Annotated in this window: 17 protein-coding genes; 5 read left to right on the forward strand and 12 right to left on the reverse strand. The window is 61.7% G+C overall.

Going from position 1 to position 15,926, the window contains the following annotated elements; translation table 11 throughout:
- The first annotated feature begins 16 nt into the window (after positions 1-16).
- From C5J24_RS00665 to ureG, 4 genes are read left to right on the forward strand one after another with little or no spacing between them, the layout of a single operon-like run.
- Positions 17-688 carry a TIGR02117 family protein gene (locus C5J24_RS00665; protein ID WP_105414819.1) on the forward strand — a complete coding sequence of 224 codons (672 nt, stop codon included), beginning with the start codon at positions 17-19 and terminating at the stop codon, positions 686-688.
- Positions 689-702: 14 nt separating this feature from the next.
- On the forward strand, positions 703-1,167 hold the full coding sequence (gene ureE, locus C5J24_RS00670) for an urease accessory protein UreE (RefSeq protein ID WP_105414821.1): 465 nt from the start codon (positions 703-705) through the stop codon (positions 1,165-1,167).
- 42 nt (positions 1,168-1,209) lie between these two features.
- Complete coding sequence (locus C5J24_RS00675; RefSeq protein ID WP_105416533.1) at positions 1,210-1,842, forward strand: urease accessory protein UreF; 633 nt, start codon at positions 1,210-1,212, stop codon at positions 1,840-1,842.
- A gap of 43 nt (positions 1,843-1,885) precedes the next feature.
- Positions 1,886-2,497, forward strand: coding sequence for an urease accessory protein UreG (gene ureG, locus C5J24_RS00680; RefSeq protein ID WP_046635165.1), 612 nt, complete (start codon positions 1,886-1,888; stop codon positions 2,495-2,497).
- A 144-nt stretch (positions 2,498-2,641) separates the two neighbouring features.
- Here ureG and C5J24_RS00685 read toward each other — a convergent pair whose 3' ends face one another.
- The 8 genes from C5J24_RS00685 to C5J24_RS00720 form a co-directional block, all read right to left on the reverse strand.
- On the reverse strand, positions 2,642-3,325 hold the full coding sequence (locus C5J24_RS00685) for a Crp/Fnr family transcriptional regulator (protein WP_172723868.1): 684 nt from the start codon (positions 3,323-3,325) through the stop codon (positions 2,642-2,644).
- Positions 3,326-3,522: 197 nt separating this feature from the next.
- Positions 3,523-6,858, reverse strand: a complete 3,336-nt coding sequence (locus C5J24_RS00690) for an efflux RND transporter permease subunit (protein ID WP_105400907.1) — start codon at positions 6,856-6,858, stop codon at positions 3,523-3,525.
- A gap of 11 nt (positions 6,859-6,869) precedes the next feature.
- Positions 6,870-8,105 carry an efflux RND transporter periplasmic adaptor subunit gene (locus tag C5J24_RS00695; RefSeq protein WP_105414825.1) on the reverse strand — a complete coding sequence of 412 codons (1,236 nt, stop codon included), beginning with the start codon at positions 8,103-8,105 and terminating at the stop codon, positions 6,870-6,872.
- A gap of 292 nt (positions 8,106-8,397) precedes the next feature.
- A complete protein-coding gene (locus C5J24_RS00700; protein ID WP_105414827.1) occupies positions 8,398-9,372 on the reverse strand; it encodes an ABC transporter substrate-binding protein in 975 nt (324 codons plus the stop codon).
- 61 nt (positions 9,373-9,433) lie between these two features.
- On the reverse strand, positions 9,434-10,561 hold the full coding sequence (locus C5J24_RS00705) for an ABC transporter permease (RefSeq protein WP_105414829.1): 1,128 nt from the start codon (positions 10,559-10,561) through the stop codon (positions 9,434-9,436).
- A complete protein-coding gene (locus C5J24_RS00710) occupies positions 10,558-11,442 on the reverse strand; it encodes an ABC transporter permease (RefSeq protein ID WP_105414831.1) in 885 nt (294 codons plus the stop codon). The genes C5J24_RS00705 and C5J24_RS00710 overlap by 4 nt, the downstream gene beginning before the upstream one ends.
- Before the next feature lie 54 nt (positions 11,443-11,496).
- Positions 11,497-12,288 (reverse strand): ABC transporter ATP-binding protein, encoded by a 792-nt coding sequence (locus C5J24_RS00715; RefSeq protein ID WP_046666673.1) that lies wholly within the window; start codon positions 12,286-12,288, stop codon positions 11,497-11,499.
- Positions 12,285-12,659 (reverse strand): hypothetical protein, encoded by a 375-nt coding sequence (locus C5J24_RS00720; protein ID WP_105414833.1) that lies wholly within the window; start codon positions 12,657-12,659, stop codon positions 12,285-12,287. Before C5J24_RS00720 ends, C5J24_RS00715 begins: the two co-directional genes overlap by 4 nt.
- 184 nt (positions 12,660-12,843) lie before the next feature.
- On the opposite strand from C5J24_RS00720, the gene C5J24_RS00725 reads away from it, so the two are divergent.
- Positions 12,844-13,257 (forward strand): cupin domain-containing protein, encoded by a 414-nt coding sequence (locus C5J24_RS00725; RefSeq protein WP_105414835.1) that lies wholly within the window; start codon positions 12,844-12,846, stop codon positions 13,255-13,257.
- A 117-nt stretch (positions 13,258-13,374) separates the two neighbouring features.
- Here the strand turns inward: C5J24_RS00725 and C5J24_RS00730 are convergent, their stop codons facing one another.
- The 4 genes from C5J24_RS00730 to C5J24_RS00745 are packed head-to-tail and all read right to left on the reverse strand — an operon-like array spanning position 13,375 to position 15,920.
- Positions 13,375-13,878 carry a DUF4760 domain-containing protein gene (locus tag C5J24_RS00730; RefSeq protein WP_105414837.1) on the reverse strand — a complete coding sequence of 168 codons (504 nt, stop codon included), beginning with the start codon at positions 13,876-13,878 and terminating at the stop codon, positions 13,375-13,377.
- 1 nt (position 13,879) lies between these two features.
- Positions 13,880-15,334, reverse strand: a complete 1,455-nt coding sequence (hydA, locus tag C5J24_RS00735) for a dihydropyrimidinase (RefSeq protein WP_105414839.1) — start codon at positions 15,332-15,334, stop codon at positions 13,880-13,882.
- Complete coding sequence (locus C5J24_RS00740; protein ID WP_245446476.1) at positions 15,331-15,687, reverse strand: type II toxin-antitoxin system PemK/MazF family toxin; 357 nt, start codon at positions 15,685-15,687, stop codon at positions 15,331-15,333. Before C5J24_RS00740 ends, hydA begins: the two co-directional genes overlap by 4 nt.
- Positions 15,688-15,701: 14 nt before the next feature.
- Positions 15,702-15,920, reverse strand: a complete 219-nt coding sequence (locus tag C5J24_RS00745; RefSeq protein ID WP_105414841.1) for an antitoxin MazE-like protein — start codon at positions 15,918-15,920, stop codon at positions 15,702-15,704.
- Between the last annotated feature and the right edge of the window lie 6 nt (positions 15,921-15,926).

Raw genomic sequence — 15,926 nt, forward strand, 5'->3', positions numbered from 1 at the left:
ACCTCGGAACCCATTAATGAAGACGTTTTTGCGCTGGCTCCTCGCTGCGGTTCTGTTCGTGGTTGTCGCGGTGGCCGTCGGGACGTTCATCCCGCGGCCGCTGTTTGTGCCGAGCCGGGCGGCGGAACCGGCGGCGCAAAGGCGCATCCTGGTTCTGTCCAATCCGATCCACACGGACATTGCCATTCCGCTGGCTGAGGATACCCGCGCCGCCTTTGCTTTTCTGGAGCGGTCCGGAATCCCCGTTGCCGATCCCGGTGCGGAATGGCTGGTGCTCGGTTGGGGTGGGCGGGCCTTCTATCTTGAAACGCCGGCCTGGGCGGACTTGAAGCCGCTTCCGGTGTTGCGGGCACTGACGATCGACAGTTCGGTCATGCATGTGGACGTTGCCGGCGGGATCGATGAAAGCCATCCGGCGGTGATGCCGCTCGACCTGGAGACGGCGGAATTCCAGCGGCTTTTGGCGTTCATCCAGACGAGCTTCACCCGTCAGGCAGGCGAGGTGGCTGTGGTGCCGGAGGCGGGCTATGGCGATAATGACCGGTTCTTCGAGGCGAACGGCTATTTCAACGCAGTTGTCGGCTGCAATACGTGGGCCGCCGCGGCACTTCGCGCCGCCGGATTGCGCACCGGCCTCTGGAATCCGTTGCCACAGACGCTTACCCTCTCACTCAAGCTTTTCAATTGACCCCGGAGTTTCCCATGCAGCACGTCCACTCCTATCACCCCGCCGGCGTGGTCACCGATCCGCCGGTCGATATCGTCACGCTGCCGCATGATCTGCGGCATCTGCGCCGCAAGCTGCTGCATCTCTCGAATGGCGAGATGGTGATGCTCGATCTCAAGGAGGCCGTGCTCTTCCATCATGGCGATCGGCTGGTGCTTGAGAACGGCGATACGATCGAGGTCCATGCGGCTCCGGAAAAACTCTTCGAGATCAAGGCGCGCGATACGCTGCACCTGATCGAACTCGCCTGGCATCTCGGCAACCGGCACCTTCCGGCGCAGATCGAGGAAGGCCGTATCCTCATCCTGCGCGACCATGTGATCCGTGCCATGCTGGAAGGGCTTGGTGCCGCGGTTGCCGAGGTCGAGGAAGGTTTCCAGCCGGCCCGCGGCGCCTACCATTCGCATGGTTCCCACGGCCACGACCATCATGGACATTGAGGCTTCGTGACCAACCTCGATACCAAGGTGCTTCTGAGGCTGATGGCGTGGCTCTCGCCGGCCTTTCCGATCGGCGGTTTTGCCTATTCGGGCGGGCTCGAACGGGCAGTGCATGATGGCCTCGTCAAGGATGCGGCAGGTTTGATCGCCTGGCTGACGAGCCTGCTGCGGCACGGTGCCTTGTGGAACGACGCCGTACTGTTCGGAGAAGCCTGGCGGCGGTATGAGGACGGGGCTGCGTTGAAGGAGATAGCCGAACTGGGGCTGGCGCTTGCCGGGTCCGCAGAGCGCCACGCGGAGACATTGTCGCTCGGCAAGGCATTCGCCGCGGCGGTCTCCGCATGGCCTCATCCGGTTCTCGACCGCCTGCCGCCAGCTGTGCCGTTCCCCGTCGCAGTCGGTGCGATTGCGGCAGGGCATGGCGTGCTGGCAGCCCAGGCGCTTGCCGCCTATCTGCATGCGGCCGTCTCGCAATCGGTGTCTGCCGGTATCAGGCTTGGGGTTTCCGGGCAGGTGGAAGGGGTGGCCGTGCTCGCGGATATCGAGAACCTGGTTAGTCAGACCGCGGAGAGGGCGAGCCTTGCCACTCTCGACGATCTGGGCGGCGCGGCAGTGCAGGCGGAAATCGCCTCTCTTCGGCATGAAACACAGCATTCGCGGCTTTTCCGCTCGTAGAAGCGGGCCTAAGCTGAAGTCTGAAAGAATGAAAGGACGACATATGAAATCGGCGAATGGACCTCTGCGCGTCGGCATCGGCGGCCCTGTCGGTTCGGGCAAGACGGCACTGACCGAGAAGCTCTGCAAGGCGATGCGGGAGGATTATTCCGTCGCGGTAGTCACCAACGACATCTATACCAAGGAGGATGCTGAGGCTCTGGTGCGCTGCCAGGCTCTGTCTTCTGACCGCATCGTCGGCGTCGAGACCGGTGGTTGCCCGCATACCGCCATCCGCGAGGACGCGACGATCAATCTGCAGGCGATCGCGGGCCTGAACGAGCGCATACCGGACCTCGACGTGGTGTTCATCGAATCGGGCGGCGACAATCTCGCGGCGACCTTTTCGCCCGATCTCGCCGACATCACCATCTATGTGATCTCCACCTGCCAGGGTGAGGAAATCCCGCGCAAGGGCGGTCCGGGCATTACCCGCTCCGACCTGCTGATCATCAACAAGAAGGATCTCGCTCCCTATGTCGACGTCGATCTCGACGTGATGGACCGCGACGCGTATCGCATGCGCGAGGCCAAGCCGCATCTGTTTACCGATTTGAAGCGCGGCGTCGGCGTGGACCATGTCGTCCGGTTCCTGAAGGAGCAGGGCGGGCTTTGAAGTCTGCCGCGCGACATGCTTTAAAAAATTGAGGCCGGTGGCCCCTCGAAGCCACCGGCCTTATCTGCATGTCGCGGTCCCGCCGCCAGTGTCACAACATGCATCCAAAGAAAGCCCGGACCCGCCCGTCCGGTCTCGCTTCGTTTAAATCTCGCGCAAGGCCTGCACGTCGCCGACCTGGATCACGCGCCCGCGTACCGTTACTCCCGTGCGCCGGAGAGTGGAGAATGCGCGCGAGAGCGCCTCGGGAGCGAGGCCCAGCATGCCTGCGAGCAGGTTCTTCTGGAAAGGCAGGCGAATGGACGCCGGGCCGCCGTCCACCGGGCACCGCGTCAGGATATAATTTGCCACCCGCTGTGGCGCCGTATGCAACCTGTCGTTGGCTACGCAGTCCATCGTGGTTATGAGGTGTTTCGATAGCGAGGTGATCACCGCCTTGGCAATATCCCGCTCCTGGTCGGCCAGATCCCGCACCGCCTGCATGTCGAAGCGGGCAAGCGTCGTAGCTTCGGCCGTCTGGGCATGATGGCGATACTTGGTGCCGCCATAGAGAAGGCATTCGGCGAATGTGTCGCCCGGGCTGCAGATGCGGATATCCGCCTCGCGGCCGTCACGATTGAGCTGATAGAGTCGTACGTAGCCGCTGAGAACGCAGTAAAAAGCGTCGGCATTCTCGCCCTCGCGAAAGATCGACTTGCGGTTCGTCAGACTGATGACACTCATGGTCGACATCATCCGGACGAGAGAATTGCCGGTCAGGCTGGTCAGGAAAGGCGTCTTCATCAGGACGGCCCTGTCCCTGTTGTTGAGCTTGAAATTGCTGTTCATCATGTCCGCCGTCTCTTCCATAACCTGAACCGCCGCGCATTCCCGATATCGCTAAAATAACAGGTTCACGAAATCTAAATTTGACATCGATCAAATCCGTGAAATTTTTCTGCAATCTCCGCGAGTTGGCTTATTCCAACGAAAAACGCCAGGCCCAAAGGCCCGGCGTTGTCGGAAATACGGTGCGGAAATGGAGGTTATTCGGCGGCCAGCGGCGGCAGGCGCAGCACCTTGCTGCTGGCTTGCGCCCCGGGAGACCGATCGTCGTTGGCGCTCGTCTGCCGTTCCATCTGGTTGAGGCGTTCCTCCAGGGATGCGATCGACTGCGCGTTCTTGCGAGCCTCCTGGCTGAGTTCCTCGTTGGAAAGACCGAAGTCCTCCTGTTCCTTCTTGCCGACCATGCGGCCGAAGATCTTGCCGAGCAGGCGCGACAGGTCGTCCATGATCAGGAAGAAGGACGGCACGACGAGGAGCGAGAGCACCGTCGAGACGATGATGCCGCCTATTACCGCGATCGCCATCGGCGCACGGAAGGAACCGCCTTCGCCGACGCCGAGCGCCGAGGGCAACATGCCCGCGGACATGGCGATCGACGTCATGATGATCGGACGGGCGCGCTTGCGGCCGGCCTCGACCATGGCATGGACCCGTTCCAGGCCTTGCCGCTTCATCTCGATCGCGAAGTCCACCAGAAGGATGGCGTTCTTCGTGACGATACCCATCAGCATCAGGATACCGATCAGGACCGGCATCGACAGCGCGTTCTGGGTGATGATCAGCGCCACCGCCACGCCGCCGATAGCCAGCGGCAGCGAGAACAGGATGGTGAAGGGCTGGATGACGTCCTTGAAGAGCAGGATCAGCACCACGAGCACCAGCATCAGGCCCATCAGCATCGCATTGCCGAAGCTCTGCTGCATTTCGGCCTGCACCTTGGCGTCGCCGCTTTCGGCCAGACGAACCGTCTTCGGCAACTCGGTCTCGCCGACGATCCGCTTGAACTCGGCCGATGCGGTATCGAGTGCCGTGCCGAAGGGAACGTCGGAACCGATCGCCACGACGCGGTTGCGGTCGTTGCGCTTGATCGAGCTCGGGCCTTCTGAATAGTCGATGTCGGCAACGTTGTAGAGCGGCACGCTGGCACCGGCCGCGGTCTTGATCTTGAGCGCCCGGATCGAGGCCAGATCGCGCCGCACGTCGAGTGAGGCCTGGACGCGGATCGGGATTTGCCGGTCGTCAAGCGAGATCTTGGCAAGGTTGGCATCAACATCGCCGATGGTCGCGACGCGGACCGTCTCGGCGATCTGCTGCGGCGTGATGCCGAGGCGCGAAGCCTCCGCCATGCGCGGCCGAATCTGCAGTTCCGGACGGGGCAGGGCGCCTTCCGAGGAGACGTTGAAAAGGATCGGCGAGGCTCGCAGCTTCGATTCCAGCGTGCTGACGGCGTCGTTCAGGTCCGCCTCGTTGGTGGAGAGGAAGTTGAACGAAAGGTCGCGCTCGGCGCGGTCGTTGACCTTGGATATCCGCACGTCCGGAATGGAGCGGACGGCAGCAAAAATGTCCTTTTCAACATCCCATTGCGGACGCGTACGGCCATTTTCCTTGATCTTCGGCACCACGTCGCGGATCAATGGGATCGACCCCAGGCCCTTGTTGACCAGGGTCTTTACCAGCGAATGGTCGAGGTTCTGCAGGATGACGCGCACAGTTGCACGGCGAAGTTCGAGATCGCCCTTGGGCGACGCTCCGCCGAGGATGAAGACGCTCTCGACACCGTCGATATGGCGAATCGCGTCATAGATGACGTCGGTGCTGGCGCCCGTTTCGTCGAGCGTCGCATTCGGCGGCAGTTCCACTGACAGCACGACGCGAGAGTTGTCGTCCGGCGGCAGGAAGCTGCCGGGGACCTGGGATAGCAGCATCACGGAGCCGATCAGGAAGCCGATTGCGGCGAGCATCGTCGTATAACGCCAGTACCAGCGGCGGGTCGTGCCGGTGACAAGGCGCGTATAGGCCTTCATGATCCAGCCGTCGTTGTCGTGATGGTCTTCCATCCCGTCTTCAGGGCTCATCAGATAGGCGGCCATCAGCGGCGTGATCAGTCGCGCCACCGCGAGCGAGAAGAACACCGAGAAGGCGACCGTCAGGCCGAACTGGATGAAGTACTGGCCCGGAACGCCCGGCATGAACGACACCGGCACGAACACGGCGATGATCGTGAAGCTGGTGGCGATGACGGCGAGGCCGATTTCGTCGGCGGCCTCGAGCGCCGCCTTGTAAGGCGATTTGCCCATCTTGATATGCCGCGCGATGTTCTCGATCTCGACGATCGCGTCGTCGACGAGAATCCCGGTCGCGAGCGTCAGCGCCAGGAAGCTTACGAGGTTCAGCGAGAACCCCATGAGGTCCATGATCCAGAAGGTCGGGATCGCCGACAGCGGCAGGGCAACCGCTGCGATCAGCGTCGCACGCCAGTTCCTCAGGAACAGGAAGACCACGATGACGGCGAGGACCGAGCCTTCCACCAGCGTATGGAGGGCGGCTTCGTAATTTCCGTAGGTGAAGTAGACCGAGTCGTCGACCATTTCGATTGCGACGTTCGGGTTGGCCTTGCGCACTTCGTCGAGGCTGGTGGCGACGGTTTCGGCGACCGAGACCTCGCTTGCACCCTTGGCGCGGAACACGGCGAAGGTGACCGACGGCGTGCCGTTGAAGCGCGAGAAGGATTTAGGCTCCTCGTAGGTGTCGGTGATGGTGCCGAGTTCGGTCAGCTTGACGAACTGGCCGTTGGGCAGCGTGATCGTCGTGTCGGCAAGCTGCGCGACGCTGCGGGCATCGCCGAGCGTGCGGATCGTCTGTTCGTTGCCGGCCACCTGGCCGCGGCCGGAGCCGAGGTCGACGTTGGTGCCGCGCATCTGGGTGCTGACATCGGCAGCGGTAATGCCATAGGCATCCAGCTTGGCGGGGTTCAGCGACACCCGGACTTCACGGTCGGAGCCGCCGTAACGGTCGATACGGCCGACGCCGGCCTGGCCCTGCAGCGCGCGCTTGACAGTGTCGTCGACGAACCAGGAGAGCTCCTCGAGGGTCATGTTCGGCGAGGAGACGGCGAATGTCTGGATGGCCTGACCTTCGACGTCGACCTTGGTGACGACGGGTTCCTCGATGCCGGCGGGCAGGTCGCTGCGGATCTTGTCGATCGCGTCCTTGGTGTCCTGTACGGCCTCTGCGGTCGGCTTTTCGATGCGGAAAACGACGACCGTCTGCGACTGGCCGTCCGTCACCGTGGATTGGATTTCGTCAATGCCGCTGATCGAGGCGACAGCGTCCTCGATCTCCTTTGTCACCTGCATTTCCAGCTCGGCGGGGGCGGCCCCGCTCTGGGTGACGGTGATCGATACGACCGGAACGTCGATATTCGGGAAACGGGTAATCGGCAGCGCGTAAAACGACTGAATGCCGACAACAAGCAGCAGGGCAAAACCGAGCATCGGCGCTATCGGATTGCGGATCGACCAGGCGGAGAAGTTCATGCGGCTCAACCTCAGTTCGCAATAGCGGCGGGTTCGGCCGGGACAGGAGCGATCTTGTCGCCGTCCCGAACGAAGGCGCCGGCCTTCGCAACGACAATGTCACCGGCCGTAAGACCGCTGACGACCTGCACGAAACCGCCATCCTGGATGCCGGTTTCAATCTTCACCTGCTTGACCACATTGTCCTCGACCTTGCGGGCCGTGGAACCGTCCCGCCCGGTGGTGACGGCGGAGAGCGGCAACGCCAGGGCATTGGTCTCGGCGATGACGATTTCGGCGCTGGCATACATGCCCGAGCGCGCGCCGCTCTTGTCGTCGATGACGATATGCACCGCCCCGAGGCGGGTCACCGGATCGACAGTCGGGGAGACGAGCCGAACCTTGCCCGCGATCTTCACCTTGCCGCCGGCGACCGTGACGATCGCCTTCTGGCCGGCCTTGATCTTCTGGATGTCGGTCTCGGAAAGATCGGCGACCAACTCGATCGCGCTATCCTTGATGATCGTGAAGAGCGGATTACCGGTGCCGCTGGCGATCGCGCCGACCTTGGCATTGCGGACGGAAATGACACCGCCGACCGGCGCCTTCACGCCGGTGCGGGCGAGCTTCAGGTTGATGTCCTCGATCTGGGCGTCAACCACCTTGATGTCGGACTGGCCAACCGCAACCGCCTGCTTGGCGGCGTTCAGCTTGGCGTCGGATACCTCCACGAGCGCGTTTGCCTGTTCGAGCTGCGAAACCGTGCTGGTGCCGCTCTGGCTCAGGCGTTGCGTGCGGTCGCGCTGGCGCTTGGCGTCGGCAAGGTTGGCTTCCGCTTCGATCACCTGCGCCTTGTACTGGGCAAGACCGGCCTCAGCTTTTGCCTTGTTGGCCTGCAACTGGCTTTTCTCAAGGATCAGCGCGTCTTCGTTCAGCGTCGCAAGCACGCTGTCGGCCTTCACTTCGTCACCGACATCGGCATTCAGCGTCTTGATTGACAGGGCGTCGACGAGCGGCTGGACATAGACTTCCTCGACGGGCCTGACGGTGCCGGTGGCGATGACGCGGTCGATGAGCGGCTTTTCGATCGCTTCCGTCACAATGATCGAGGGCAGCTTGATTTCCGTCTGCGCCGGAGCCGGCTTGGCCGCGTCCTGCGCAACGGCAGAATTGGGGATCAATGCGGAGCCTGCGGCAAGCGCGATGCTGGCGCCGAGTGCAAGGCGAAGAGCCGGGATACCGGCGGACTTGGTAAACTTGCGAAACATGCGATTACTTTCAAACTGAAGTAAGGGGCAAATATTCCGCTGGGAACCGCTCCGGTCACGTAACGCCCCCTCAGCGCACGATAACCCGGATCAAGGTGGTAACCGCGCAAAACGGTTACAAGACCGGCAGCGAAAGATTCATCAACGCCGCACTTTTACGTGTTTGCGTTGCACAAATCAATCCGTCGCCCTTATGAGACGAATGAGTTTTAGTTATGTTTTGAGTGAGAAAAATTTCAAAAACGCGCGGTGGGTAGCCGCGCGTTCTCTTTTAGCAGGCCAGCGGCGATTATTATTTCAATGCCGCGTCGGTGATCTCGCTCGTATAGGCGCCTTCCGGCTTCTTGGTGATGATCTTCTGGTCGAGCAGCGCCTTGACCGTGCGGTCGTAGGTGGCGGTGTCGAGCTTGCCGGTGCCGGTGCCGATCAGCTTGGCCACTTCGCCCATCATCCGCTTCTGGTGGTTCTCGTCCTGGCCGCCATTGTCCATGACGATCCCGGCTGCTTCACCCGGATTGGCGATGGCGTATTTCCAGCCCTTCATCGACGCACGGACGAACTTCACCATGGTTTCCTTGAACTTCGGATCCTTGAGCTTGGTGTCCATCACGTAGAGACCATCCTCGAGCAGGTCGTTGCCCATGGCGGAGAAGTTGAAGACGACGAGCTGGTCCGGCTTGAAGCCGGCATCGATCGCCTGCCAGTATTCGTTATAGGTCATCACCGAGATGCAGTCGGCCTGCTTCTGGATGAGCGGCTGCACGTCGAAACTCTGCTTCAGAACGGTCACGCCGTCCTTGCCTCCGTCGGTCTTCAGGCCGAGCTTGTTCATCCAGGCGAAGAACGGGTATTCGTTACCGAAGAACCAGACGCCGAGCGTGCGGCCCTTGAAGTCGGCTTCGGTCTTCACCGGGCCGTCCTTGGGGCAGATCATCTGCAGGCCGGACTTCTGGTAGGGCTGGGCGATGTTGGTGAGCGGCACGCCCTTTTCGCGGGCGACCAGCGCGCCGCCCATCCAGTCGACGATCACGTCGGCGCCGCCGCCGGCGATCACCTGCTCGGGAGCGATGTCCGGGCCGCCCGGCTTGATCGTGACGTCGAGGCCTTCTTCCTTGTAGAAGCCCTTGTCCTTGGCGACGTAATAACCGCCGAACTGGCCTTGAGCCACCCATTTCAGCTGCAGGGTCACCTTGTCGGCGGCCAGCGCAGCCTGGGCTGCCGCGAGCGACATGGCGCCCGCCATCAATGCAACGAGAATTTTTCTCATGTTTTTTATCCTTCCCTCTGAGGTTTGCCGGTTCCGCCGAAGCGGGCCGGATTTTTCGCGTTTAACCACCGCGGTTAGACGGATGCCAGAACGTCGTCGCTCTTTCACCAAGCGCCACGACGCCATAAAAAACTGATCCGACCAGCGCTGCAACAGCGATTTCGGCCCAGACCATATCGACATTCATGCGGCCGATCTCGGTCGAGATCCGGAACCCCATGCCGACGATCGGCGTGCCGAAGAATTCCGCGACGATCGCACCGATCAGCGCCAGCGTCGAGTTGATCTTCAGCGCGTTGAAGATGAAGGGCATGGCGGCCGGCAGGCGCAGCTTGATCAGCGTCTGCCAGTAGTCGGACGCGTAGGAGCGCATCAGGTCGCGTTCCATGGCGCCCGAGGCTCCGAGCCCTGCCACCGTGTTCACCAGCATCGGAAAGAAGGTCATGATGATGACGACGGCCGCCTTCGAATGCCAGTCGAAACCGAACCACATGACCATGATCGGTGCGACGCCGATGATCGGCAGCGCCGACATCAGATTGCCGATCGGCAGCAGCCCTCGGCGCAGGAAGGCGATGCGATCCGCAAGGATGGCGACGACGAAGCCGGAGGCGCAGCCGACGACGTAACCGAACAGGACCGCCTTGAAGATCGTCTGCTGCACGTCTGCCCACAGGATCGGCACCGAGCTTGCGAGCCTTGCGCCGATCGAGGATGGCGGCGGCAGGATGATGAAGGGAATGCCGGCGCCACGTGTCGCCGCCTCCCAGAGGATCAGGATCCAGGCGCCGAAGATTGCGGGGATCAAAAGGCGCAGGAACGTATCTCCGGTTTTGGATTTGGCGCGGATGCCGGACAGGACCGTGACGCAGCGCCAGGCAATCAGCCAGCAGGCCGCGATCATCAGGAAGAAGGCAAGCGTCGCCTTGCCCTCGTTGCCGGCGATGCCCGCAAGCAGCAGCCAGACGGCGAGATGGGCTGCGAGGAACAGGACCGCTGCGAGGAGGGGCTGGGAGAGCCGGGTGAACGAGACCAGCGCCGCGCCGGCGACGAGGAGAAAGATCACGGCGAGGGTGCCGGTGCCGAATGGCAAGGGGGTGTCCCCGGCCATCAGCGGCAGGGAGGCGAGGGCGGCGAGACAGAGGAGCAGCGCCATCGCGCCCTGCCAGGAACGAAGTGCCACTGTCATGCCGGCCTCCCGCCCATGGAGCGATCGACGATCTTGGCGATGATCCCGACGATGGCAACGAGAGCCGCCGCCAGAACCGAGCCGGCGATCAGCGCCGCCCAGATATCGATAGTCTGGCTGTAATAGGCCCCGGCCAGCAGTTTCGAGCCGATGCCGGCGACGGCACCGGTCGGCAGCTCGCCGACGATCGCGCCCACAAGGCTTGCGGCGATCGCCACCTTCATCGAGGTGAACAGGAACGGAATGGAGGCCGGTACCCGGAGTTTCCAGAATGTCTGGGCACCGCTTGCATAATAGGTGCGCATCAGGTCGAGCTGGATGATCTCCGGCGAACGCAGGCCCTTCACCATGCCGACTGCCACGGGGAAAAAGGAGAGGTAGGTCGAGATCAGCGCCTTGGGAACGAGCCCGGTGACGTTGATCGCGCCGAGCACGACGATCACCATCGGCGCCACCGCGAGGATCGGCACGGTCTGCGAGGCGATGATCCACGGCATCAGGCTGCGGTCGAGCGCCTTCAGATGCACGATGCCGACCGCGATCAAGATGCCGGTCAGCGTGCCCATGGTGAAGCCGACCACGGTCGACGATAGCGTCACCCAGGCATGGTAGACAAGGCTACGGTTCGAGGTGACGCTGCGCAGAAATGTATTCTCGAAGACGTTGCTCACCACCTGATGCGGCGCCGGCAGGATCGGCTTCGGCTGCGCCATCGTCTTGCCGATGAACTCCATCGTCGTCGAGGTGACGTTGGCCCGCCTGTCGAGATCCCGCTGGAACGGCGCGTTCATGAAATAGGCGGCGACGTACCAGACGGCGAGGATGGCGATGAGGATGGTGAGGACGGGGATGATACGGGATTTGAGGGAGTCGGGTTTCATGCCACGGCCCTCTGGGGTTTTGGACAGAGGGCGGTATTCCCGGAATGCAACGCCTCACTCCTCATAACTATGCCCCGCTCTCAACCCCTCGCGCACCCGATGGGCGATCTCCAGGAATTCCGGCGTCTCGCGGATTTCGAGCGGGCGTTCCCTGGGCAGGGTCGATTCGATCACGTCGGTCACCCGGCCCGGACGCGGCGACATGACGACGATGCGGGTCGAGAGGTAGACCGCCTCCGGGATAGAGTGGGTGACGAAACAGATGGTCTTTTCGGTGCGCGCCCACAGCTTCAGCAGTTGTTCGTTAAGGTGATCGCGGACGATCTCGTCGAGCGCGCCGAAGGGTTCGTCCATCAAAAGCAGGTCGGCGTCGAAGGCGAGCGCACGGGCGATAGAAGCACGCTGCTGCATGCCGCCGGAAAGCTGCCAGGGGTATTTCTTGCCGAAGCCGGAAAGGTTGACGAGATCGAGGGTGCGCTCGATGCGCGCTTTGCGATCCACCGACGAATAGCCCATGATCTCCAGAGGCAGGGCGATGTTCTTCTCGATCGTCCGCCACGGATAAAGCGCCGGCGCCTGGAAGACGTAACCGTAGGAGCGCGATTTGCGTGCCTCTTCCGGCGTCATGCCGTTGACGGTGATCTCGCCGGCCGTTGCCTTTTCGAGATCGGCGATGACGCGCAGGAAAGTGGTCTTGCCGCAGCCGGACGGGCCGATGAACGAGACGAAATCCCCCTTGTTCACCGTGAGATCGACATTCGACAGCGCATGTACCGGCCCGTCACCGGTCTCGAAGGTGAGGCCGAGCTTTTTGGCCGAGACGACAGAGGATGGAGCATTGTTCATCGGCATTTGGGCATGGGTCCGAGTTTGGTACCGTCCGGGAAGCTGACGGTGTAGCCTTTGGCGGATTTGGTGAGCGTGGCGATGTCTTCCGGTCCGACTTCCCCATCGGCCTCGCATGCTGCCTTGATGGTGAAACCGTTCGCCGTCTTCTTCGGCATGCCCTTGAATTCGCAGGCGGAAACGGAGGTTGTCACGCCGTCGTCCTTGAGCAGCAGGAAATCGTCGGCACCGGACGATTCGCCGGTCTTGGCGTATGTGCAGCCTTCCTTGCTGCCATAGGCGCCGTCGAGGAAGGTCGCGGCCTTGGCGGGACCGGCAATCGAGATCGCGGCAAGGGCCGCCGATGCGATGCTGAAGCGGATTGTATTCAATGACATTTCCCGAAAGGCCCCCATTCAAGTCCGTCTGCGAAGACTACAGTATAGACATCGCCGTTGCGCAGGATATCGATCATTACGGTGTCCAGGAGCCCTCTCTTTTCGTTTGCATCGGCTGCCGCTCTCGAGCCGGCGTGATATGCTGGCGGCAGATCCCGTTCGACGGAGGAAACTGGCAATGGACAGTGCATCAAAACCTACCTGCCGTGTCGTCAAGCCCGGTGCGACCTACGACGGCAAGCAGGGCCTGAGCTATTTCGAGGGGATTGCGGCGGAAACGGTCGGTTCCAAGGGCATTTGCATGCATCTTATCACCATCCCGCCGGGCGCACGGGCGAAGGCCCATCTGCATGAAACCCACGAGACGGCCATCTATGTGCTCTCCGGCTCCGCGGTCACCTGGTATGGCGACCGGCTGGAGGAATGTGCCGAACTCTCGGCCGGCGAGATGATGTATATCCCCGCCGGCGTGCCGCACCTGCCGGCCAACATTTCCGACGCGCCCTGCTCGGCGGTCATCGCCCGCACCGACCCGAACGAACAGGAAAGCGTCGTGCTTCTGCCCGAGCTGGACGGGTTGGTGAAGGGGTGACCTCTTTCCAACTAAGTAAGTGGTCGTACTACCGGCATTGCAATGCTTCCGCAGGCCGTGGGTTTTGGCTGTCGCTTGCAGCAATTCGATATGCTCGTCTCCCCACCGAGAGTGCATTCAACCTCTCCATTTTTTCACGATTGCTTCGGCGTCTTCGAACAATGTCGCGTGATCAAAGGTTTCCCGTTCACGTTGGATGAAATCGCTAAGTCTATCCCAATCTCTTATAAGCGCTTTTTTCCAGTATCCCTCCCATACGTGTTCATCGATCGCTCCATATTTTACCGTCAATCCAAGCATTTCGTATGTATTAAGAACGCTTCTGAAGCAATTTATAGTCTCTTTATCCTTCGGAATTTTTATTCCCTTGTTGAGGGCCTCGAGCATATTGCTCCTTGCGCCTCTAAAAGATTCACTTTGGAGGGATGCGAAAATGTGACTGGCAGACTCGCGAGCGAAGCGACGAGAATCCGTTGACAGTGTTCTTGTCTGCAGCGACACCTGTCGCCAGACGAATGCGGCGGTTACCCATACCGCGATTGAAGCGATGATGTTGGCAACGCTCGCGACATGCGGTAGGGCAGAGAGTGACCATTGGCACAGAGCGTTGCCATCGCACATATCAAACCCCGCTTGCCGGAATGCCTGTGCGTTCCACCTTGCGCGGCGAAGTCAGTTCCTTCCAGGTCGAAAGAGCCTTGTTGACCGCCGGATAAGGCTCGCGCTTGACGAACTGGCCGTGGCCTTCCTGCGTCCTGATCGCCCCGTCCTCGATGGCGACCACGCCGCGGGTCAATGTGTAGCGCGGCAGGCCGGTCACTTCCTTGCCCTCGAAGACGTTGTAGTCGATCGCCGACTGCTGGGTCTTGGCCGAGATCGTCTTCGACTTTTTCGGATCGAGAACGACGATATCCGCGTCGGCTCCGACCAGGATCGCGCCCTTCCTCGGATAGAGGTTGAGGATTCTCGCGATATTGGTGGAGGTGACCGCCACGAACTCGTTCATGGTGATGCGGCCGGTTGCGACGCCATGGGTCCAAAGCATCGGCAGGCGATCCTCGAGGCCGCCGGTGCCGTTCGGGATTTTTCTGAAATCGCCGAAACCGGTCCGCTTTTGGTCAGTCGTGAAGGCGCAGTGATCGGTCGCCACCACCTGCAGCGAGCCGGAGGCAAGGCCCGCCCACAGGCTGTCCTGATGCTGCTTGCTGCGGAAGGGCGGGCTCATCACCCGGCGGGCCGAGTGGTCCCAGTCCTTGTTGAAATATTCGCTCTCGTCGAGTGTCAGGTGCTGGATCAGCGGCTCGCCATAGACGCGCATGCCGTTCTGGCGGGCGCGGCGGATCGCTTCATGGGCCTGTTCGCAGGAGGTGTGCACGACATAGAGGGGGACGCCTGCCATGTCGGCGATGATGATGGCACGGTTGGTCGCCTCGCCCTCGACGGAGGCGGGCCTGGAATAGGCGTGGGCCTCGGGACCGTTGTTGCCCTCGTCCATCAGCTTGGTCTGCATGGCGGCGACGACGTCGCCGTTTTCGGCATGGACGAGCGGCAGGGCGCCGAGCTCGGCACAGCGCGAGAACGAGGCGAACATCTCGTCGTCGTTGACCATCAGCGCGCCCTTGTAGGCCATGAAATGCTTGAAGGTGTTGATGCCGTGGTGCGCGACGACCGCCTTCATCTCGTTGAAGACCTGCTCGCCCCACCAGGTGACCGACATGTGGAAGGAATAGTCGCAATTGGCGCGGGTCGCCTTGTTGTCCCAGCGCTTCAGCGCGTCGAGCAGCGACTGGCCGGGCTCGGGAAGGCAGAAATCGACGACCATGGTCGTGCCGCCGGCAAGTGCTGCCCGCGTGCCGCTCTCGAAATCGTCGGCGGAATAGGTGCCCATGAACGGCATTTCCAGATGCACATGCGGATCGATGCCACCCGGCATGACATAACAGCCGGCGGCGTCGAGCGTGGTATCGCCGAAAAGGTTCGGGCCGATCTCGATGATCCGGCCAGCGTCGATCTTCACGTCCGCTTTATAGGTCAGGTCGGCGGTGACGATGGTTCCACCCTTGATGACTGTGGTCATTGTTGTTCCCCTTTTCTTGTCGGTTCCCTTACGGGCGCGATGGTGTGCGTCAAGCCGGTGACGTGGACGAGTGCGATTTCAATCCGGCTCATATCGCTGTCGGCCAGTCGGCCAATCCGCTGGCCGATCACCTCTTTTCTGACCGGCGTGATCTTTTCGACCATGACCTGTGACGGAAGTCGAAGTCCGTTCTGGGCACTGGGCTCGATGATCCGCCGAAGAAGCGGTGCCTCAAGCAGATGCGTCGTCAAAGGGCAGGCAAGAGCCGTCGTATGGGTCACGAGAAACTCGTCAGCCTGAAGAATGACGGCGGGCCGAGGTTTGCCAAGTTCACCGGGAAAGACCGCGATCACGACGTCTCCTCGGCTCAACCTCTCGGCTTGTCCCAATCCGTTGGGCCAACGGCTTCGATCCAGTCCTCAATGTCTTCCTTTGCATCCGCTTCTGCGATCCGGCGCATTTCTTCCTCCGCCTGCCGGCGGAAAGCTTCGTTGGTCAGATCCGGCACCCAGATCTCGATCGGCCGGTATCCCTGGCGGATCAGTTCTGCCCGTTCTTCGGGTGATATTTCCCTCGGTCGTCCCATTGTCCG

It is taken from the genome of Neorhizobium sp. T25_27 (assembly GCF_002968565.1).
GTDB classification, from domain to species: domain Bacteria; phylum Pseudomonadota; class Alphaproteobacteria; order Rhizobiales; family Rhizobiaceae; genus Neorhizobium; species Neorhizobium tomejilense.